This is a genomic window from Mesocricetibacter intestinalis (genome assembly GCF_004363295.1).
GTDB lineage: Bacteria > Pseudomonadota > Gammaproteobacteria > Enterobacterales > Pasteurellaceae > Mesocricetibacter > Mesocricetibacter intestinalis.
Genome location: NZ_SNYQ01000002.1, coordinates 289,498 through 310,912, shown reverse-complemented (window position 1 = coordinate 310,912; position 21,415 = coordinate 289,498). Strand labels below are relative to the sequence as shown.

The 21,415-nt window shown below is 47.0% G+C and carries 15 protein-coding genes and 1 pseudogene; 11 read left to right on the top strand and 5 right to left on the bottom strand.

The features are described 5' to 3' along the window. Nucleotides 1-57: 57 nt before the first annotated feature. A pseudogene (locus EDC45_RS10470) lies at nt 58-1,566 on the bottom strand (ABC transporter substrate-binding protein/permease); the annotation flags it as partial. Between the two features lie 209 nt (nt 1,567-1,775). Between EDC45_RS10470 and truA the strand changes: the two are divergent. The 3 genes from truA to folC all read left to right on the top strand — a co-directional run bounded on the left by truA (nt 1,776) and on the right by folC (nt 4,999). Continuing rightward, nucleotides 1,776-2,570, top strand: coding sequence for a tRNA pseudouridine(38-40) synthase TruA (gene truA / locus EDC45_RS04135; protein WP_133543739.1), 795 nt, complete (start codon nt 1,776-1,778; stop codon nt 2,568-2,570). A gap of 179 nt (nt 2,571-2,749) precedes the next feature. Beyond that, nucleotides 2,750-3,655, top strand: a complete 906-nt coding sequence (gene accD, locus EDC45_RS04130; protein WP_133543737.1) for an acetyl-CoA carboxylase, carboxyltransferase subunit beta — start codon at nt 2,750-2,752, stop codon at nt 3,653-3,655. 21 nt (nt 3,656-3,676) lie between these two features. Next, on the top strand, nt 3,677-4,999 hold the full coding sequence (folC, locus tag EDC45_RS04125; protein WP_133543735.1) for a bifunctional tetrahydrofolate synthase/dihydrofolate synthase: 1,323 nt from the start codon (nt 3,677-3,679) through the stop codon (nt 4,997-4,999). Nucleotides 5,000-5,063: 64 nt separating this feature from the next. On the opposite strand, the gene EDC45_RS04120 is transcribed toward folC, so the two are convergent. Beyond that, entirely contained in the window at nt 5,064-5,714 is a 651-nt protein-coding gene (locus EDC45_RS04120; RefSeq protein ID WP_133543733.1) for a histidine phosphatase family protein, read from the bottom strand. Between the two features lie 36 nt (nt 5,715-5,750). Continuing rightward, a complete protein-coding gene (gene cls / locus EDC45_RS04115; RefSeq protein ID WP_133543928.1) occupies nt 5,751-7,208 on the bottom strand; it encodes a cardiolipin synthase in 1,458 nt (485 codons plus the stop codon). A gap of 44 nt (nt 7,209-7,252) precedes the next feature. Between cls and EDC45_RS04110 the strand changes: the two genes are divergently transcribed. The 5 genes from EDC45_RS04110 to EDC45_RS04090 all read left to right on the top strand — a co-directional run bounded on the left by EDC45_RS04110 (nt 7,253) and on the right by EDC45_RS04090 (nt 12,335). Beyond that, nucleotides 7,253-7,915: a TIGR01621 family pseudouridine synthase gene (locus EDC45_RS04110; protein ID WP_133543731.1), complete on the top strand. Its 663-nt coding sequence runs from the start codon at nt 7,253-7,255 to the stop codon at nt 7,913-7,915. Between the two features lie 160 nt (nt 7,916-8,075). Next, nucleotides 8,076-9,065 (top strand): phenylalanine--tRNA ligase subunit alpha, encoded by a 990-nt coding sequence (gene pheS / locus EDC45_RS04105; RefSeq protein ID WP_133543729.1) that lies wholly within the window; start codon nt 8,076-8,078, stop codon nt 9,063-9,065. Nucleotides 9,066-9,085: 20 nt separating this feature from the next. Then, entirely contained in the window at nt 9,086-11,473 is a 2,388-nt protein-coding gene (gene pheT, locus EDC45_RS04100; protein ID WP_133543727.1) for a phenylalanine--tRNA ligase subunit beta, read from the top strand. Nucleotides 11,474-11,476: 3 nt separating this feature from the next. Beyond that, complete coding sequence (locus tag EDC45_RS04095; protein ID WP_133543725.1) at nt 11,477-11,773, top strand: integration host factor subunit alpha; 297 nt, start codon at nt 11,477-11,479, stop codon at nt 11,771-11,773. 67 nt (nt 11,774-11,840) lie between these two features. Continuing rightward, nucleotides 11,841-12,335 (top strand): C40 family peptidase, encoded by a 495-nt coding sequence (locus EDC45_RS04090; protein ID WP_133543723.1) that lies wholly within the window; start codon nt 11,841-11,843, stop codon nt 12,333-12,335. A 108-nt stretch (nt 12,336-12,443) separates the two neighbouring features. Here EDC45_RS04090 and ttcA read toward each other — a convergent pair whose 3' ends face one another. Continuing rightward, the gene (gene ttcA / locus EDC45_RS04085; RefSeq protein WP_133543721.1) at nt 12,444-13,397 is read right to left on the bottom strand and encodes a tRNA 2-thiocytidine(32) synthetase TtcA; all 954 of its coding nucleotides are present in this window, start codon (nt 13,395-13,397) and stop codon (nt 12,444-12,446) included. A gap of 239 nt (nt 13,398-13,636) precedes the next feature. Between ttcA and mukF the strand changes: the two genes are divergently transcribed. The 3 genes from mukF to mukB are packed head-to-tail and all read left to right on the top strand — an operon-like array spanning nt 13,637 to nt 20,222. After that, the gene (gene mukF / locus EDC45_RS04080) at nt 13,637-14,962 is read left to right on the top strand and encodes a chromosome partition protein MukF (protein WP_133543719.1); all 1,326 of its coding nucleotides are present in this window, start codon (nt 13,637-13,639) and stop codon (nt 14,960-14,962) included. Between the two features lie 14 nt (nt 14,963-14,976). Next, the gene (gene mukE / locus EDC45_RS04075; protein ID WP_133543716.1) at nt 14,977-15,714 is read left to right on the top strand and encodes a chromosome partition protein MukE; all 738 of its coding nucleotides are present in this window, start codon (nt 14,977-14,979) and stop codon (nt 15,712-15,714) included. Beyond that, nucleotides 15,714-20,222 carry a chromosome partition protein MukB gene (gene mukB / locus EDC45_RS04070; RefSeq protein WP_133543714.1) on the top strand — a complete coding sequence of 1,503 codons (4,509 nt, stop codon included), beginning with the start codon at nt 15,714-15,716 and terminating at the stop codon, nt 20,220-20,222. The genes mukE and mukB overlap by 1 nt, the downstream gene beginning before the upstream one ends. 89 nt (nt 20,223-20,311) lie before the next feature. Here mukB and EDC45_RS04065 read toward each other — a convergent pair whose 3' ends face one another. Further along, a complete protein-coding gene (locus EDC45_RS04065) occupies nt 20,312-21,415 on the bottom strand; it encodes a site-specific DNA-methyltransferase (protein ID WP_133543712.1) in 1,104 nt (367 codons plus the stop codon).

Sequence of the window (21,415 nt, the reverse complement as noted above, 5' to 3'; positions counted from 1 at the left end):
GACCTCCGGAGCCTGCTCGCCACCCGTTTCTTTTAAGGAAACGTCCAGTTTATGCTCCAACTTACGCAAAATCCAAGTTACCAGGCTCACAATCAGTACATAATAGAAAGCCACGGCAATCAGGGTTTCCATTACCAAGAAGTTACGCGTATAGAGCTGCTGACCGACCAATAAAATTTCAGTTAGGGAAATAACCGAAACCAAAGAGGTTAGCTTCACAATGGTAACATATTGATTCGTTAGCGGCGGTAATGCGACCTTTAAGGCCTGCGGAATAATAATCAGACGCTGAATACCCCAGAAACGAATGCCCAGCGCTTTACCGGCTTCATATTGTCCTTTAGGAATGGCGGACAGGGCGCTGCGGTGGATTTCCGCAATATAGGCGGATTCGCTTAATACCATGGCGATTAATCCGGCAATGAAGGGGTTGGATAATAGCATCGAACTGGCCGGCCAAAATTGCGGCAGATTATAAATAAAAATAAGTAAAACCAAGAGCGGCAAGCTGCGGAACAACCAAATATAAAGATTCGCGCCTTTGTTCAGCACAATGCGCTTAGACTGGCTTGCCAAAGCCAATAGGAATCCCCATAACACGGCCGCCAGCCAAGTTAGGGTACTGAGTTCTATTACCGTTAATCCGGCTTTCCAAAAGTCTTGGTTATACAATAGGCTAAGCAGGTATTCCCACTGAAACCCTTTGGTTACGGAAGTATTGGTAACATTTTCCGGGTCAGAGGCGGCAATGGCTTCGTCTAAGGCGTTTTCCAGGCCGTTGGCTTTTAACAGTTCGGCATTCGGGAACTGTAAATTATAATTTTTGAGCAGTTCATCATATTCACCGGAAGCCTGCAGCTGTTTGATCGTACGGGCGATGGTTGCCTTGCCGGCATAATCTTCTTTATTGAAGGCTAAACCTATTAATACCGGAAAAAGTTGCTCTTTGCTGGTGATTTTCAAGCGATTGCCCAATTGATTAATAACCATTTGAGCCACCGCCGCATCTTCATATTGCACGTCAACGCCGCCGGATAATAAAGCCTGAGCCGCTTCCGGCGCACTCGGATATTCTTTTACCCTAATCGGCGGCAGATTATTGGCTTTACAGTAATCGGCGGAAACCCGATTTACCGTAGAAATCCAAGCGGCTCCTTTCATGGAAGACATGCTTTTACCGCATAAATCCTCTAATTTCTGCGGTGAAAATTTATCATTCCCCCGTACCACTAATACGCCGCCGGTTTGCAAATAAGGCAAAAAATCCACCTGTTCGGCCCGTTGCGGATTAACATATAGCGCGGAAGCAACAACATCATAATGGCCGGCGTTTAAACCGATAATGATATTTTCGATGCGGGTGTCTTTAAAAACCGTGTCTTTATCTAATTTTTGCCCGATTAAACGCATTAAATCCGGGTCAAAGCCGCTGGCTTTACCCTGATCCAAATAAGCATAAGGGGCATAAGTCAAATCGATTCCTACTTTAAGCGCTTCCTTCTGTGCCGCAGAAGCGGATAGCGAAGTTATAAGCGCTACAAGGCCAAAAATTATTTTTTTAATCATATCTATTTTTTTACAATCAAAATTAAACAGGAAATTCATTATATAAAAACAAAAATGCTTATCGATGAACCGTTTTTTTATAATCAATAACCAAACGGAATATGAATTTGCGTTTAATCTGCTGACATCGGTGAAAAGTGCGGTAGAATTTAGCCGGATTTTTTTGTGTGGATTTAAATTCAGTTTAATAACGGAGTAGAGCGTTAAAAATGAAAATTGCCCTTGGGATCGAATACAGCGGACAAAATTATTTCGGCTGGCAACGGCAGGAAAAGGTGGCCAGCATTCAGGCAAGCCTCGAACAGGCATTGTCTTATGTGGCTAACGAAGAGATTAGCGTGTTTTGCGCCGGCAGAACGGATGCCGGCGTACATGCGACCGGTCAGGTTATTCATTTCGAAACCAATGCGGTTCGTCCGGAAAAGGCTTGGGCCTTCGGTACTAATGCCAATTTACCGGATGATATCGCAGTAAAATGGGCTAAACAAACCGATGAAGATTTTCACGCCCGCTTCAGCGCCACGGCGCGGCGCTATCGTTATATTTTGTATACGAATAAATTGCGTCCGGCCATTTTACCCTACGGTGTAACCCATACCCATCTGCAGCTGGATCATGAATTAATGCACCTCGCCGGCCAAGCCTTATTGGGAGAAAATGATTTTTCTTCCTTTCGGGCCGCCCAATGCCAATCGCACACGCCTTGGCGAAATTTGCAACATTTAAGGGTTACCCGGCAGGGAAACTATATTATCGTGGATATTCAAGCCAATGCTTTCGTACATCATATGGTACGCAATATCGTCGGCAGTTTGCTCGAGGTGGGCTGCGCGAATCAGCCGCCGGAATGGATTGCCTGGTTACTGGCGCAAAAAGATCGGCGCTTGGCGGCGCCCACTGCCAAAGCCGGCGGATTATACCTGGTTAATGTGGAATATCCCGCCCGTTTTGCCTTACCACAAACGCCCATCGGGCCTTTATTCTTAGCGGAAAGGCTTGATTAACGGGAGAAGCCGTCAGTGGTGCTAATCAAACTTTTTCGCCCGGCCTTCCGTCTCACCCGAAGCGGGTAACCGACTTTTTCATCGGGAGCCAAGGGCAGAAAAAGGTATAAAAAAAGTGAATTTTGTGCTTATTTATGGTTAAATAAACGGAATTTTTTATAGATTGATAAAGGTTAAAAATGAGCTGGATTGATAGAATTTTTAGTAAGAACCCGATTTCAAGTTCGCATAAATCGAACGTTCCAGAAGGGGTATGGACCAAATGTACTTCCTGCGAACAGGTGCTTTATCGCGAAGAATTGAAACGCCATCTGGAAGTTTGCCCGAAATGCGGCCATCATATGCGTATTGATGCGCGTGAACGCTTATTGGCGCTATTGGATCAGGACAGCAGCCAAGAAATCGCGACCGAATTGGAACCTAAAGATATTTTAAAATTTAAGGATTTGAAGCGTTATAAAGATCGATTAAGCAGCGCACAAAAAGAAACTGGCGAAAAAGACGCATTGATAGTGCTTTCCGGCACCTTACAGGGAATGCAGATTGTCGCCGCCGCTTCAAACTTCAGCTTTATGGGCGGTTCAATGGGATCCGTAGTGGGAGCTAAATTTGTTCGCGCCGCCGAATATGCCATTGCTCATAATTGTCCTTTCGTCTGTTTTTCCGCCAGCGGCGGAGCGCGTATGCAGGAAGCGCTGATTTCTCTGATGCAAATGGCGAAAACCAGTGCAGTGCTGGCTAAAATGCGAGAAAAAGGTATTCCCTTTATTTCCGTGTTAACCGATCCTACCTTGGGCGGTGTTTCCGCCAGTTTTGCCATGTTGGGCGATATTAATATTGCGGAACCTAAAGCGCTGATCGGCTTTGCCGGCCCTCGCGTTATTGAACAGACAGTACGTGAAAAATTGCCGGAAGGTTTCCAGCGCGCAGAATTTCTGCTGGAAAAGGGTGCTATCGATATGATTGTTAAACGAGCGGATATGCGGGATACCTTGGCCGGTCTGTTAAGCAAATTAATGCACCGACCTTCGCCTTTTGTCGAAGCGGAACTGCTCGAAAGCGAAAAAAGCGAAAATGCAGATTAAGGCGGGGAGCAATCTTTCCTTATGAAACATCATTTAACCGCCGCTTCCTCATTGCAGGACTGGCTTTCCTATTTGGAAAACGCCCATTATAAAAGCATAGATATGGGACTGGAACGGGTAAAATCCGTTGCTCGGGCGCTGGATTTACTTGATCCGGCTCCCTTTGTGATTAGCGTCGGCGGAACTAACGGTAAAGGGACTACCTGCCGTTTACTCGAAACCCTTTTATTAAATGCCGGTTATCGGGTCGGTGTTTATTCCTCCCCGCATTTACTGCATTATAACGAGCGGGTGCGTATTCAGAATCAGGAATTGGCGGACGAAAAACATACGGCTTCTTTCGCCTTTATCGAAGCGAACAAAACCGCTTCTCTCAGTTATTTTGAATTCAGCACCTTATCCGCTCTGCATCTGTTCAAACAAGCACAGCTTGATGTGGTTATTCTGGAAGTAGGGCTAGGCGGTCGCCTGGACGCCACCAATATTGTAGATAATCATATTGCGGTGATTACCAGTATTGATATCGATCATACGGAATTTCTCGGCCACAGCCGCGAAGCCATAGGCTATGAAAAAGCCGGCATTTTCCGTCCCGCTAAAGTCGCCGTTATCGGCGAGCCGGATATTCCCGTCAGTATGCTTGAATATGCCGCTCACCTGAACTGCCGTTGTTATTGCCGCGGGCGGGACTGGGGGTTCGAATCTCAGTCAAATAGCTGGCATTGGTTCGGAAAAAATCTGCAACGGGAAAATCTTCCGCTCTGTGCCATTCCTCTGGCAAATGCGGCCACCGCTTTAGCCGTACTCGAACATTTGCCTTTTAATATTTCCCCCCGGGTTATTGAAGATTCCTTACGCCAAGTGCGGTTAACGGGACGCTTTCAACAAATAGAAGCGGAGCGATTAAGCGCATTATCCGCCGAACTGGGTCGCAACCCTAAGGATCTGGCGCGGATTATTGCGGATGTGGGGCATAATCCCCATGCGGCGCGCTATTTAAGTGAAAAGCTGAAGGCGCTTAAAGAAGCGACCTCCTCCGGCAGAATTATCGCGGTGTGCGGTATTTTAAAGGATAAGGATGCCGAGGGAATTATCAGTCCCTTATTAGCCCTTGTCGATTGCTGGTATTGTGTTAGTCTGACGGGGCCGCGCGGAAGAACGGGGGAAGAATTAAGTACCGTTTTACACCCCCTCGTCCACAAGCAGCCGCATAATATTGAAGTGAAAAGTAAGGATTCGGTACGGCAAGGCGTACTGGCTGCAATTGAGGAGGCGGATGAAAGGGATATTCTGATTATTTTTGGTTCTTTCTATACCGTGGCCGAATTTTTGCAGTTGCTGTAATATGCTCAAAGCAAGGAGGCGCCGATCCTTTAAGTTCCGGCGCCTCTTTTTTATGTTTTGTGTTTTATGCTTCGCTTAAATGCGCGACGTCGTTTAATTTTTCAACGTAAAAATCGCCTTGGGATTTATCTCGGTGCTGAATATAACGCACCATATTGATCGAAGTATTCAACATTGAAACGCTGTTACCTTCTTCACGATGGTTTTGCCAACTTGCCCCGCCGAATAATGCCATCAATAAACGTAGGGTATGGCCGTGAGATACAATCAAAATATTGCCTTGTTGATGAACTCGGATAATGTCGCGCATCGCCTGCATACTGCGTTGAGCCAATTTATCCCAGGTTTCGCCGCCGTTCGTCTGCGCCTTATAATCGAGCGGTGCATTCAGCATCTGCTGAAATTCTTCGAGTTCGCGTAACTGACTGATCCGTTGTCCTTCCCAACGACCGAAATAATGTTCGTTTAAGCCCTTATGTTGAAAGCGGGGGACATCTCTGTCGGCCAAAATATGTTCTGTCGTATCAATGGTACGCTGCAGACAACTGGAATAGGCCGCCGCAAAGGGTACCTGCGCCAAAGCTTTTCCGGTTAAACGCGCACCTCTGATTCCCGCTTCGGTAAGCGGCGAGTCGCCCCAGCCTTGCATCAGACCTTCTTCATTCCAGACCGTGCGTCCGTGGCGGATCAAATAAAAGGTTAATTCTTTTTTCATTCTATTTTCCTGTTTCCTGTTTTTTTTGTCGCTGATTTATAACAGCGGACTGAATAAAAAGAATAGCTTCTCGATAATTCGATAATAGAGAGGGCGGGTACTCCAGCTCCCATAGGTTAAACGCGAGGAGCTATTCATATAATTTTCATGCAGCAGGCTGATTTCACTGGCAAAGCTAATATCTTCCACCAACATGGTAACTTCGAAATTAAGCAGAAAACTGCGCATATCCATATTTACCGTACCCACTAAAACCAAACGGTTGTCGATAAGGATACTTTTGGTATGCAGCAAGCCCTGTTCAAAATGATAAATTTTCACCCCGGCGGCGAGTAAATCTTCAAAGAATGTGCGGCTGGCCCAATGAACCATGAGCGAGTCGTTTTTAGCTGGTACTATTAATGATACCTCGACGCCGCGTAGCGCCGCGATTCGCAATGCCTCCGCAATATTATGGCTGGGAACGAAATAAGGCGAAGTAATGGATATGCTTTTACGCGCCGAAAAAATTGCGGTGGCAAGGGACTGTTCCATTAAATCGTCGGGAAATCCCGGCCCGGTAGCCAAAATCTGTACCGCATGAGCATTGTGATTTTCAATTTCCAAGATCGGGCGACGGGGCAGTTCCAGGGTGCTTTTCTGCCCGGTTTCCATTTCCCAGTCCAATGCTTGCAAGCCGTTTAAAACCGCCGAAACCGGTCCGTTAATCCGAACCATAATATCGATCCATTCCCCCACATGGCGGTCTTGCTTAAAAAATTTCGGATCAACCATATTCATACTGCCGGTATAGGCGATACGGTTATCGATCACAATAATTTTTCGGTGTTGGCGCAAATCGATGCGGCGCAAAAATACTCGGAATAAATTTACATGCAGGGCTTCCGCAATATCTATGCCTTGTTGTTGCATATAAGGATAATTTTTGCCCTTAAAAAATGCGCGGCTTCCTACCGAATCGAGCAACAATCTGACTTTAACTCCCCGTCGTACCGCTCGAATCAGCGCCTTCATCACATCTTCTACCATGCCGCCGTCGAACCAAATATAAAAAATCATATTAACTGAATGCTTAGCGGCATCTATATCCGCAATAATACTTTGCATAATGGTCTGCGGATTATCCAGAATATGCAGTTCATTACCTTCCACACAGGGAATCCCCAAGCGTTTTTGGGTTAAATCAAACAAGGGTTCGGATAGGGGGGAAGGATGGCGGCTGATAATTTCACGGCATTGGCTGATTTTATCAAACCACTGCATATATTCGGCGGTTAGGGCTTTAAAGGCATTGGCCCGTCGTTTACCCAGATTAATTTCGCCGAAAATCAGGTAGGCCAGAATCCCCACCACAGGCACCAGATAAATCACCATCAGCCATGACAGCATAGTGGAGGAGGATTGTTTTTTTAAAAACTGGCGAATGGTAATGGAGACGATCAACGCCCACATTATCACCGGAACGAGATATGCTATAATTTGTTCAACAGTAATCATTACAAATAAACCGCAAGGGATTCCGAGAGTAAAAAGCTAATATGCAAACCGTCGAGATTATACACAAACATCAGGATTTTATCATCATTGACAAACCTTGCGGCATCAGCGTACATAAAGACGGGGAGGAGATGGGTTTTATCCAATCCCTCGCCGCGCAATTATCTCTCCCGCAACTGTGGCTGATACATCGGCTGGATAAAGTAACTTCCGGCTTGCTGATACTTGCGCTGAACCGGAATGCGGCGGCGGAGTTATCGGAACTGTTCGCCGCCCGCCGTATACAAAAAACCTACCTGGCCTTATCTGCCCATAAACCGAAAAAGAAGCAGGGCTTAATTATCGGTGATATGGAAAAAGCACGTCGCGGCGCCTGGAAACTATGTAAAACCAAAGACAATCCCGCCGTTACCCGCTTTTTTTCCTACAGTTGTGAACCGGGCTTACGCTTATTCGTACTGTATCCGCAAAGCGGTAAAACCCATCAGCTCCGGGTAGCGATGAAAAGCTTGGGCAGCCCCATTCTGGGGGACGCTTTATACGGCGATCATGAAAACAGCGACCGCACCTATTTGCATGCCTATGCCCTAAATTTTGAATATCGGGGACAGCACTTCGACATTCGCTGCCCGCCGAAGTGCGGTCATTTTTTTCAACGTTTTTCCGTACTTGAAGCCTTAGCGACGGCCCTTCCTCAGCAATAATGGTGAATTTCTCCCGGATCTTTTCGGTGGAAAGCCGATAGCGGTATATTTTCACAGCATTTTCACGCAATCTAACATTAATAGCGTGATTTTTTAACGGCTTAGTATTATGATTAATACAATTTTTTTAAATAAATAATAAGACTAATAGAGGACGGGTATGCAAAACCTAAAAGAGTTAACGGAGCAGGCACGTACGGCACTGGAAGAGCTACAGGATAAAGGACTGGAAGCCTTGGAAACATTTCGGGTCGAATATTTCGGTAAAAAAGGGCATTTTACCCGCTTGATGCAGGGGCTACGCGATGTAGCGGCAGAAGAGCGTCCGGCTATCGGCGCCAAAATTAACGAAGCGAAGCAATCCGTTTTAGACAGTCTGAACGAAAAAAAAGAACGCTTGGAACAGGCATTATTAAATGCCCAACTGGAAAAAGAGCGGATTGATGTCAGCCTGCCGGGACGCAAGGTAGAAACCGGCGGACTTCATCCCGTTACCCTCACCATTGAACGGGTTAGCAAATTCTTTTCCGAATTGGGCTTTTCCGTTGCCAGCGGTCCGGAAATCGAAAGCGATTATTATAATTTCGACGCCCTGAATATTCCTAAACATCACCCGGCCCGTGCCGATCACGATACCTTCTGGTTTAATCCGGAACTGCTGCTCAGAACCCAGACCTCCGGCGTTCAGATTCGCGCCATGCAGAAACAGCGTCCGCCAATTCGTATTATTGCACCGGGACGGGTTTATCGTAACGATTACGACCAAACGCATACCCCGATGTTTCATCAGATTGAATTGCTGTATGTAAATAAAGACGCCAACTTCACCGAGCTTAAAGGGCTATTGCACGATTTCTTACGCGCCTTTTTCGAAGAAGATTTACAGGTGCGTTTCCGTCCTTCTTACTTTCCGTTTACCGAACCTTCCGCCGAAGTGGATGTTATGGGGAAAAACGGCAAATGGCTGGAAGTATTAGGTTGCGGTATGGTGCATCCTAATGTTTTACGTAACGTCGGTATCGATCCGAACGAATATTCCGGCTTTGCCGTGGGCATGGGAGTAGAGCGCCTGACAATGTTACGTTATAACGTAACCGATTTACGTTCGTTCTTTGAAAACGATCTGCGCTTCTTAAAACAATTTAAATAATTCAAAGTGAGAGATAAGTAATGAAATTCAGTGAACAATGGGTGCGCCAGTGGGTAAATCCCGCAATTAATACGGAACAGCTATGTGATCAAATCACTATGCTCGGACTAGAAGTGGACGGTTGCGAAGCCGTTGCGGGAGATTTTCACGGCGTGGTGGTCGGCGAAGTGGTGGAATGCGCACAGCATCCCGATGCGGATAAACTGCGGGTAACCAAAGTTAACGTCGGCGGCGAACGCTTACTCGATATTGTCTGCGGCGCGCCGAACTGCCGCCAGGGTTTAAAGGTCGCCTGCGCAACGGAAGGGGCGGAATTACCCGGCGATTTTAAAATTAAGAAAACCAAATTGCGCGGTCAACCATCGGAAGGTATGCTTTGCTCTTATAGTGAACTCGGTATTTCCGAAGATCACAGCGGTATTATCGAATTGCCTTCAGATGCGCCGATTGGAAAGGATTTACGCGAATATCTGCAATTAAACGATCAGGCCATTGAAATCAGTTTAACCCCGAACCGTGCCGATTGCTTAAGCATTGCCGGTATCGCCCGCGAAGTGGCGGTAGTGAACCGCTTAAATGCCGATGAACCTCAAATCGCCACCGTGATACCGACCCATTCCGATCAAATTGCCATTGAGGTAGAGGCGAAAGAGGCTTGTCCCCGCTATTTGCTGCGTTCGGTGAAAAACGTAGATATCAGTGCGCCGACACCGCTCTGGATGAAAGAAAAATTGCGCCGCTGCGGCATTCGTTCCATAGATCCTATAGTGGATATTACCAACTATGTATTGTTGGAATTGGGCCAACCGATGCACGCCTTTGATGCGGACAAAGTCAGCCAGCCGGTACAGGTACGTATGGCAAGAGAAGGGGAAGAGTTGGTGCTGCTGGACGGCAATAAAGCCAAATTACAGAGCAATACTTTACTTATCGCCGATCAACAGGGACCTTTGGCAATAGCCGGAATTTTCGGCGGACAGGCCAGCGGAGTTAATGCCGGAACTAAAAATATTATTCTTGAATCCGCCTTTTTCGCACCCCTGGCAATTGCCGGACGGGCAAGACAATACGGTTTGCATACCGATGCTTCCCATCGCTTTGAACGCGGTGTCGATTTTGATTTACAGCAGCGCGCCATGGAACGCGCTACCGCACTGGTATTGGAAATCTGCGGCGGCGAACCCGGTGAAATCTGTGAAGCGGTAAGCCCGGAATTTCTCCCCGAATTAAAACAGGTTCAATTGCGCCGTAGCAAGCTGGATAAGTTGCTGGGTCATCATATTGAAACCGAAACCGTTACCGATATTTTCCGTCGCTTAGGTTTTAGCGTACAGTATCAAGATGATCTCTGGACGGTAACTTCCGTCAGCTGGCGTTTCGATATTGAGATGGAAGAGGATTTAATCGAAGAAGTCGCGCGTATATACGGCTATAACAGCATTCCTAACCATGCACCTTTGGCGCATTTAACCATGCGCGAGCATCGCGAATCGGATCTGGATTTGTCCAGATTGAAAATCGCCCTGGTAGGCAATGATTTCCATGAAGCCATCACTTATAGCTTCGTCGATCCGAAAATCCAACAGCTGTTGCATCCGGAACAGCAGGCATGGATTTTACCGAATCCGATTTCCAGTGAAATGTCGGCAATGCGCGTATCCCTTTTAAGCGGTTTATTAAATGCCGTGGTATATAACCAGAATCGTCAACAAAGCCGAGTACGCCTGTTTGAAACGGGGCTGCGTTTTATTCCCGATAGCGCAGCGGAATTCGGTATCCGTCAGGAATTTGTATTCTCTGCGGTTATGACGGGAGCGCGTTTAAACGAACATTGGAGCGGAAAAGCGGAAAATGCCGATTTCTTTGATCTGAAAGGCTATCTGGAGAATTTATTATCCTTAACCAGTACTGGCAATCAGGTCAAATTTGTTGCAAAATCATATGCAGCGTTCCATCCGGGGCAATCTGCCGCAATTATGCTGAACGATGAAGAAATCGGCTTTATCGGCCAAATTCATCCGAATATCGCTCAGAAAATTGGTTTAAACGGCAAAGCTTTTGCTTGTGAAATTTTAGTTGAGAAAATTTCTCAGCGAAATGTGGCGCAAGCAAAAGAAATTTCTAAATTCCCGGCCAATCGCCGTGATTTAGCCTTGGTTGTTGCCGAAAGTATTCCGGCCGGCAGTATTATTGACTGCTGCCGTGAAGTTGCGGGTGAGAGTCTGGTGCAAGTCAATCTGTTTGATCTGTATCAGGGGCAGGGAGTGCCTGAGGGCTATAAAAGCTTAGCCGTCAGCTTGATTATTCAGGATAGAGAAAAAACCCTTGAGGAAGATGATATCAATAACGTTATATCTACCGTTTTAACCGAGTTAAAACAACGTTTTAATGCTTACTTGAGAGATTAAACTATGACATTGACCAAAGTAGAACTCGCCGATAATCTCATCGAAAAACACGGTCTGACGAAAGCCGAGTCAAAAACGCTGGTTGAAAACTTCTTTGAAGAAATCCGTCTTGCACTGGAAAAAGGAGAAGAGGTCAAGCTGTCCGGCTTCGGCAATTTCGAGCTGCGGGAAAAGGCTTCACGTCCCGGACGCAACCCGAAAACCGGTGAAAGCGTGCCTGTTTCCGCCCGTCGCGTAGTGGTATTTAAGCCGGGGCAGAAGTTACGCGCCAGAGTGGAAAAAACCAAACCTAAAAGTTAAACGACAAAGCATAGGCGAACAACTATCCCCGGCGGGTAGTTGTTCTTTTTTTACAGGATTATTTCTTATGCCAATGTCTTGCAAAAAATTACGCACCGCTTTTTTATGCGCTGTCGTAACCCTTGTATTGGCTGCCTGTTCTAGCGGCAAACGCAGCGGGATCAACTATCAGGGGCAACTGGGCGATCCTATTATGGTTATCGCCTTACTCAGCGAGCAACAGTACGAATGGGCGGGAACGCCTTATGTTTTAGGCGGGCAAAGCCGTCGCGGCGTAGATTGTTCCGGTTTTGTTCAGACCACCTTTATGCACCGCTTTAACGTAGCGCTGCCGCGTATGACTAAAGACCAGGCTAAAGCCGGAGTCTATATCGAAAAAGAAGATATCCAAACCGGCGATTTGGTTTTTTTCAAAACCGGAGCCGGCCCGAACGGCTACCATGTGGGGATCTATGTAAAAGAAGATAAATTTCTGCATGCTTCGACCAAAGGCGGGGTCATTTACTCTTCGCTGCAAAGCCCTTACTGGCGGAAAACCTACTGGCAAGCAAGAAGAATCTAATGATTGAAATGTGAAAAACTTAAAGTTTTTTCCCATCAGGCAAGTCTGTCCATGGGCTAGATAAAAAACGGCCGAAAACCGACCGCTCTTTTTACCTCTTGCAGGAAATCAACCCACTTCTTTAATGCGAATCAGCCCCTCATCACCAAATAGGGCGCTGTTTTCTTCATCTGCCGGCAATTGGCTTTGAGTCGGCAGAATTTCCTTATCAAAGGCGATATCACCTTCCACACCTTCCGGTAACTGGCCGCGTCGAATATTTTTAAAATCGAACAGACGACCGTCGCATAAATGCGAAGGGACGATATTTTGCATGGCGCTGAACATGGTTTCAATTCGTCCCGGGTACTGGCGATCCCATTTTTGCAGCATTTCTTTTACCACCTGGCGCTGCAGGTTCGGTTGAGAACCGCACAGGTTACAAGGAATAATCGGGAAACCTTTAGCGGCGGAGTATTTTGCAATATCCTTTTCTCGGCAATAGGCCAGCGGACGGATCAGGATTTGTTTGCCGTCATCACTCATCAGCTTCGGCGGCATACTCTTTAATTTACCCCCGTAAAACATATTCAGAAACAGGGTTTCCAGCATATCGTCCCGATGATGCCCCAGAGCAATTTTGCTGGCGCCCAGTTCCGTCGCCGTGCGGTAGAGTATTCCCCGTCGTAAACGGGAACAAAGAGAGCAGGTGGTTTTTCCTTCCGGAATTTTTTCTTTTACGATACCGTAAGTATTCTCTTCCACAATTCGGTATTCAACGCCGATACGCTGCAGATATTCAGGCAAAATATGCGCCGGAAATCCCGGTTGTTTCTGGTCGAGGTTAACCGCCACAATATCAAAATGAATAGGCGCGTTTAAGCGCAGATTCAGTAAAATATCCAGCAGGGTATAGCTGTCTTTTCCGCCGGAAAGGCAGACCATCACTTTATCGCCTTCTTCAATCATATTAAAATCGGCGATTGCGTTACCAACGTTACGACGTAACTTTTTTTGCAGTTTATTCAGGTTATAGCTCTGTCTTTTTTCGTCTTTACCGGCTAAATGGGTTGCTTCAGTCATAATGTCCGTTTTCAGTGATAAAATAAAATCAGCGTATAGTAAGACTTTATAAGAAAATTTCAAATAAAAAATCACAAGGGCGGAAAAGTGCGGTCCTTTTTGCGCCAAATTTTTAACAAAGCTACAGAATCCGTTAACGGAGTAGCGAAGCCTATAATTTCAAGCTGTAAGCGACTGAAAAATACTGTATAATCGGCACAATTTTATTTATTTTTTATCAGGTTGCGAGATTCCCTTAAATGCTTGAAACATCACAAACCTTGCCCGAATTGGTTAACTGGGCGAGAGAACGCGAGTTTTCGCTGAATTTGTCAACGGAACGTCTTGCCTTTCTACTGGCCATAGCCATTTATAATAACGAACGATTCGACGGCGAAATGATTGAAGCCGATCTGGTGGATATTTTCCGTCATGTATCCAATCAATTCGAACAGGCGGAAGAAACCGTCGCTACTCGTGCTAATAATGCGATTAACGAACTGGTCAGACAGCGTTTTCTTAACCGTTTCAGCAGCGAGTTTACCGAGGGGCTGGCAATCTATCGGCTGACCCCGCTCGGCGTAGGCGTTTCCGATTATTATATCCGTCAACGGGAATTTTCCGCTCTGCGCTTATCCGTTCAGCTTGCGATTGTCGCCGATGAAATTCAACGAGCCTCGGAAGCCGCCGAAGAGGGCGGAGATGAATATTTCTGGCGCCGTAACGTATTTGCGCCGCTAAAATATTCAGTGGCGGAAATTTTTGACAGCATTGACTTATCCCAACGTGTAATGGATGAAAACCAGCACAGCATTAAAGAAGAAATCGCCGAATTGCTGAGTAAAGACTGGCAGGCGGCTATTGCCAGCTGTGAAAAACTGTTGGATGAAACCTCCGGCAACCTGCGTGAACTACAGGACACCCTAAATGCCGCCGGCGATAAATTACAGGCTCAGCTATTGCGTATTCAGGATTGTGTGATCGGACATCAGGAATTGTATTTTATCGATCAGCTGATTACCGATTTGCAGGCGAAACTCGACCGTATTATCAGCTGGGGACAGCAAGCCATCGATCTTTGGATCGGCTATGACCGCCATGTGCATAAGTTTATCCGTACCGCTATCGATATGGATAAAAATCGCGTATTTTCCCAGCGTTTGCGTAATTCCATTCATAATTATTTTGATGCGCCCTGGTTTTTATGGACGGCACAGGCTCAACGTCTGGCGGATTTGCGCGACGAAGAAGCGGTGCTGCGCGATGAAGACGCACTGGGCGAGCTGCCGCAGGCGTTGGAATACGAACAGCTTTCCGACCTGCATGATCAAGTGGTGGAACAAATGCAGAGCCTGCTGATTCAATACCGTGAAACTAACCGTCCAATCGATTTAAGTGCGGTACTCAGAGCGCAACTGGCGGAATATCCGGCGGCAAGACATTTCGATGTGGCGCGGATTATTGTTGATCAGGCGGTGCGCCTTGGTATGGCCAGCGAAGATTTATCCGGAAATTATGCCGAATGGCGCGAAATAAACTCACAGGGCGCGGAAGTGCAGGCCCATGTAATTGATGAATACAAATAAAAAGAGAAACCATAATGACAGACAATCTTCAGGATCTTATTCCGCTCAAACTGGCGACGGCTATTGCCAATCCCTTATTCCCGGCGGTAGACAGTCAGTTGCGTGCCGGCAGACATATCGGTCAGGAATATTTGGATAATTACAGTTTTTTGGCGGATTTTCAGCACGAACTGGATAGCTTTTACCGACGCTATAATGTGGAACTGATCCGCGCCCCGGAAGGCTTTTTCTATTTGCGCCCGAAAGCCACCACATTAATCGCCCGTTCCGTGTTAAGCGAATTGGAAATGCTGGTGGGTAAGGTTCTTTGTTATTTGTATTTAAGCCCGGAGCGTCTGGCTCAACAGGGGATTTTCAGCGCTCAGGAGGTTTATGACGAACTGCTTAATCTGGCCGATGAAAGCAAATTGTTGAAAGCCATAAACCCTCGTTCCTCCGGTTCCGATTTGGATAAGCAAAAACTGGCGGAAAAGGTGCGTGCCGCTATCGGACGTCTGCGCCGTCTGGGTATGTTGCATACGGTGGGAGAACAGAACAGCGGAAAATTCACGATTTCCGAATCGGTGTTTCGCTTCGGGGCGGAAGTGCGTTCCGGCGAAGAACCGTTGGAAGCCCAATTACGTCTGATTCGGGACGGTGAGGCCGCAACGCCGCAATCTTTACAGTTGGCGAAAGAAGGTGCGGTGAAAAATGACGAAGAAACAGAAGACGAAGAAATTCAAGAGCAAGAAGAAGCAGGAGAGGAAGAATAATGTCTGAAGCGTTAGAACTGGAAAATGAAGTTTTAGAGCAGGATAAGGCGGAAAGCGCCTCTCAGCTAAACTCAAATACATCGGTTGCAAACAAGGTGCCGCGAGGCAAGTTTCGTTCTCTGACTCTGATTAACTGGAACGGCTTTTTTGCCCGTACCTTTGATTTGGACGAACTGGTTACCACCCTTTCCGGTGGGAACGGGGCGGGGAAATCCACCACTATGGCCGGTTTTGTTACCGCACTGATCCCCGATCTGACCCTATTGCATTTCCGTAATACCACCGAGGCCGGCGCCACCAGCGGTTCCCGTGATAAGGGTTTGCACGGTAAACTGCGCCCGGGCGTATGCTATGCGGTGCTGGATACGATAAACTCCCGTCATCAGCGCGTTCTGGTCGGGGCAAGATTGCAGCAGGTCGCGGGACGGGATAAAAAAGTCGATATCAAAACCTTCTCGCTCCAAGGTATCGAATTATCACTAAATCCCACCTCACTTCTCACTGAAAGCGTAAACGAACGTCAGGCCCGCGTGCTGAATCTGCCGGAGTTGAAAGATAAAATCGAAGGTCTGGGCGGACAATTTAAACAATATCATTCCATTACCGATTATCACGGAATGATGTTTGACCTCGGTATTATTCCGCGCCGTTTACGTTCCGCCTCCGATCGCAGCAAGTTTTATAAATTAATCGAAGCCTCTCTGTACGGCGGAATTTCCAGTGCGATTACCAAATCCCTACGCGATTATTTGCTACCGGAGAATCTGGGGGTACGTAAAGCCTTTCAGGATATGGAAAGTGCGCTGCGGGAAAACCGCATGACCCTTGAAGCCATCAAAATGACTCAGGCGGATCGCGATTTATTCAAGCATTTAATTACCGAAACCACCAACTATGTGGCCTCAGATTATATGCGCAACGCCAACGAACGCCAGGGTAACGTTAAAAACGCTCTTGATTACCGGAAAGAATGGTATGCGGCCAAATCGGAGCGGGATTTATCCCAGCATAAATTAATCGACTTAAGCCGTGAGGCCGCGGAGCTGGGCGAAAGCGAAAAAGTCCTCGAAGTGGATCACCAGAGCGCTTCCGATCATTTAAATCTGGTCATGAACGCATTACGCCATCAGGAAAAAATCGAGCGTTACCAAGAAGATGTAAACGAGCTTGCGGAAAAACTGGAAGAACAGAAAATCGTTGTAGAAAGCGCAAACGAGCAGCTGGAAGAAAGCCAAGGACGCGTTGAAGAAACGGAAAACGAACTGGATCAAATTCGTACCCAACTGGCGGATTACCAGCAGGCGCTGGATGCGCAACAAACCCGGGTATTACAGTATCAGCAGGCGTTACAGGCGTTGGAAAAAGCCAAAGCGCTGTGCGGTCTGCCGGAGCTGTCGGTGAAAAACATGGAAGAATATCATCAGGAATTCAGCGCACAGGCGGATACTCTCACCGAACGAGTGCTCGAACTGGAACAGAAAATGTCCGTATCGGAAGCGGCTAAAACCCAATTCGATAAAGCCTATCAGCTGGTTTGTAAAATTGCCGGCGAAGTACCGCGTGCCGCCGCCTGGGAAAGCGCCAAAGAATTATTGCGCGATTATCCGCAACAAAAAGTTCAGGCCATGCAGACGCCGCAACTGCGGGCAAAACTGCATGAGCTGGAACAACGCCAACAGCAACGTCAAAGTGCGGTGGTTTTATTAAAAGATTTTAATCAGCGTGCAGGGCTGAATTTGGATAACGCCGAAGCGCTGGAAGACTATTATGCACAACAAGAGGCTCTGATCGAAGATCTCAATGCGGAGCTGTCGGATCAGTTGGAACAGCGTTCCGCCCTGCGTCAGCAACAGGAACAGCTGAATAGCCTTTACCAAGAAAATGCCGCCAATGCGCCGGCTTGGCTAACCGCCCGCGCCGCCCTGGAACGCCTGCAGGAACAAAGCGGAGAAGTCTTTGAGGATAGTCAGGACGTGATGAACTTTATGCAGCTGCAGCTGGAAAAAGAGCGTGAATATACGATTCTGCGCGATCAGGCGGAGCAGCGCCGCAGCCGGCTGGACGAACAAATTTCCCGTTTAAGTCAGCCGGACGGTTCGGAAGATGCGCGTTTAAACGTACTGGCGGAACGTTTCGGCGGGGTATTATTATCGGAACTGTATGATGATGTGCCGATTGAAGATGCGCCTTATTTCTCCGCCTTATACGGCCCGGCACGCCATGCCATTGTTGTACGCGATTTAAATCAGGTGCGCGAACAACTGGAACAGCTGGAAGACTGCCCGGAGGATTTATATCTAATCGAAGGGGATCCCGCCGCCTTTGACGACAACGTATTATCCGCTCAAGAATTGTCGCAGGGGGTAGTGGTTCAGGTTTCCGAACGCGAATTGCGTTATTCCAAATTCCCGGAAATCCCACTGTTCGGACGGGCCGCCAGAGAGAAACATTTGGAAAAATTACAGCTCGAACGGGACGAAGTGGCGGAGGAATACGCCCAGCGCGCCTTTGACGTACAAAAATGTCAGCGCCTGCATCAGCAACTCAGCCAATTTGTCGGTTTACATCTGGCCCTGGCATTCCGGCCGAATCCGGAAGAAACCATGCAGCAGTTAAACCGCCGTCGCAATGAAATCGGTCGCGAACTGGACAGATTCAATACCGATCAGCAGCAGGTTCGGATAAAACTGGACAATGCCAAAGAACAGATGCAGCTGCTGAACAAACTGATTCCGCAACTCAACCTAATCGCCGATGAAAGCCTGCCGGATCGTATCGACGAATGCCGTGAACAACTGGATTTAGCCGAGCAGGACGAATTATTTATCGCCAGACACGGTGCCGCCTTGGCACAGCTGGAGCCGATAGCCAATACTTTACAAAGCGATCCGGAAAACTATCAGCGCTTAAAACAGGATTTAGCCCAGGCGGCGGAAGCTCAGCGTTTGTTGCAGCAAAAATGCTTCGCCTTGGCCGATGCGGTACAGCGTAAAGCCCATTTCGGTTATGCCCATGAAAATGTGCAAACCGAAACCGGCGAACTGAACGAACAGTTGCGCCAGCGTTTGGAACAGGTTCAGGGGATAAGAGAGCAGCAACGCGAGCAGTTGCGCCAGAAACAGGCGCAATTCGCCCAATATAATCAGCTCTATATTCAGCTGCAAAGCGCCTTCGAAAGTAAAAATCAGATGCTGAAAGAATTGCTGCAGGAAGTCAGCGAATTGGGCGTACGTGCCGACAGCGGGGCGGAGGAGCGAGCGCGTATGCGTAAAGACGACCTCTATCAGCAACTATCGACCACCCGTCAGCGTCGCAGCTATATTGAAAAACAGCTGACCCTGATCGAAAGCGAAGGGGAAAATCTGAACCGCCGTATCCGTAAAGCGGAGCGCGATTACAAAACCCAGCGTGAAATCGTGGTCGCCGCCAAGGTCAGCTGGTGTACGGTGCTCCGTTTATCCCGCAACAGCGATGTGGAAAAACGTCTGAATCGACGTGAATTGGCTTATGTCAGCGCAGAGGACTTACGTTCCATGTCGGATAAAGCATTGGGTGCGTTACGCACTGCGGTGGCCGATAATGAATATTTGCGCGACGCCTTACGCCTGTCGGAAGATAGCCGCAAACCGGAAAACAAGGTTAAATTCTTTATTGCCGTATATCAGCATCTACGCGAACGAATCCGGCAGGATATTATTAAAACCGATGATCCGATCGATGCCATTGAACAAATGGAAATTGAATTATCCCGTCTGACCGAAGAATTGACCGGGCGCGAACATAAGCTTGCCATCAGTTCGGAAAGCGTTGCCAATATTATGCGTAAAACCATTCAGCGCGAACAAAACCGTATTCGTATGCTGAACCAGGGCTTGCAGAATATTTCCTTCGGTCAGGTTAAATCCGTGCGCCTGGTGGTAAATATCCGCGATACCCATGCCATGTTGCTGGACGCCCTGTCCGGCCATCAGGAAGAATATCAGGATTTATTCAGCGATAACCGCATCACCTTCTCGGAAGCCATTGCCAAACTTTATCAGCGCTTAAATCCGCATATTGATATGGGGCAGCGTACGGCGCAAACCATCGGGGAAGAATTACTGGATTACCGTAATTATCTTGATTTGGAAGTGGAAGTTTATCGCGGCGCCGACGGCTGGTTGCGCGCAGAGAGCGGTGCGCTGTCCACCGGTGAGGCCATAGGTACGGGTATGTCAATCCTACTGATGGTGGTACAAAGCTGGGAAGAAGAAAGCCGTCGTATCCGCGGTAAGGATATTATTCCTTGTCGCCTGTTATTCCTGGATGAAGCGGCGCGATTGGACGCCAAATCCATTTCCACCCTGTTCGAACTGTGCGAACGACTGGATATGCAGCTGCTGATCGCCGCACCGGAAAACATCAGCCCGGAAAAAGGTACCACCTACAAACTGGTACGTAAAATTTCCGGCAATCAGGAACAGGTACATGTGGTCGGTTTACGCGGTTTCGGCACAACGGAGCAGTAATTGCACGACTAAGGAAGCAGCATAAAAAAGTGCGGTGAAAAGTTATCAAATTTTCACCGCACTTTTTAATGGAATACAAAATGGCTTTTTCAATCTAGCTTTATTAATTGAAAATCTATTTTCTCCAAATTTTTTTGCACTACATTTAGCGATACAGGAGAAATATCAACACCAATCCACTGTCTACCCAGTTTTTCCGCCATTTTCAATGTTGAACCACTACCGGCAAAGCAATCTAGAACAATAGAATCCTGATTTGATGACTGAGCGATGATCATTTCCAACATCTGTAAATTTTTCTCAGTCGGATATATAGGGTAGGCGGGATCTTTAAAAGTCCATACATCTTGGATTTTCTTACCTTTGTGTTCATCAGCAAATTTTTTAATGCGCGGAACCCCATTTTTCGACCATTCAATAAGATTTTTTGCATCCAGCTCATCAAGCTCTTTAGGCGACACTCGCCAATGTCTGCCTTTGGGAGGCAGCATCCCTTTCCATTCTCTGCCTGTATCGCCATTTACCGTTTCACCCGGTGCATGAACCGGTACCGTATTATATCTCCTGCCAGCACCATCCACTTTGTTGAACATTCGAATTTTGTCATCTTCAGATAGGGGTTCAGTAACATTGTTGAATATGTTTTTTTTATGATTTTTGGCGTAGAAAAGTACAATATCTTTTTCATTACCATAAGCTCTACGACTAAAATTTTTAGGATTGGATTTTATCCGAGATATGTCATTAATAAAATTATCTGCGCCAAACACTTCATCAAGTATCAATTTTAAGTAATGTCCCATTTTGCTATCTATATGCACATATAAGGAACCTATATCCGACAGCAATTCTCGAATAAGGAACAATCGCTCGCGCATAAATTCCAAATAATTGGAAAGCGTAAAATTATCATTGTATGCGATTAATGTATTCGAACTTTTTGTACGGCTTATAGTACTGCTTCTTTCCCCCTCGGACACTGTAAAAACTTGATTGGTATTATATGGAGGATCAATATAAATCAGGTCGATAGAACCTTTTAAACCTTGTGCAAGTAATACGGAAAGCGCCTTAAAGTTATCTCCGAAAAAAAATAAATTACGTTCTTTTTCAATCTTATAAGCATCCGGGGAACATTTAGAAAGTTCTAAAATTTCCTCTACGCTTTTTTTACCTTGATATATCAATTCCAT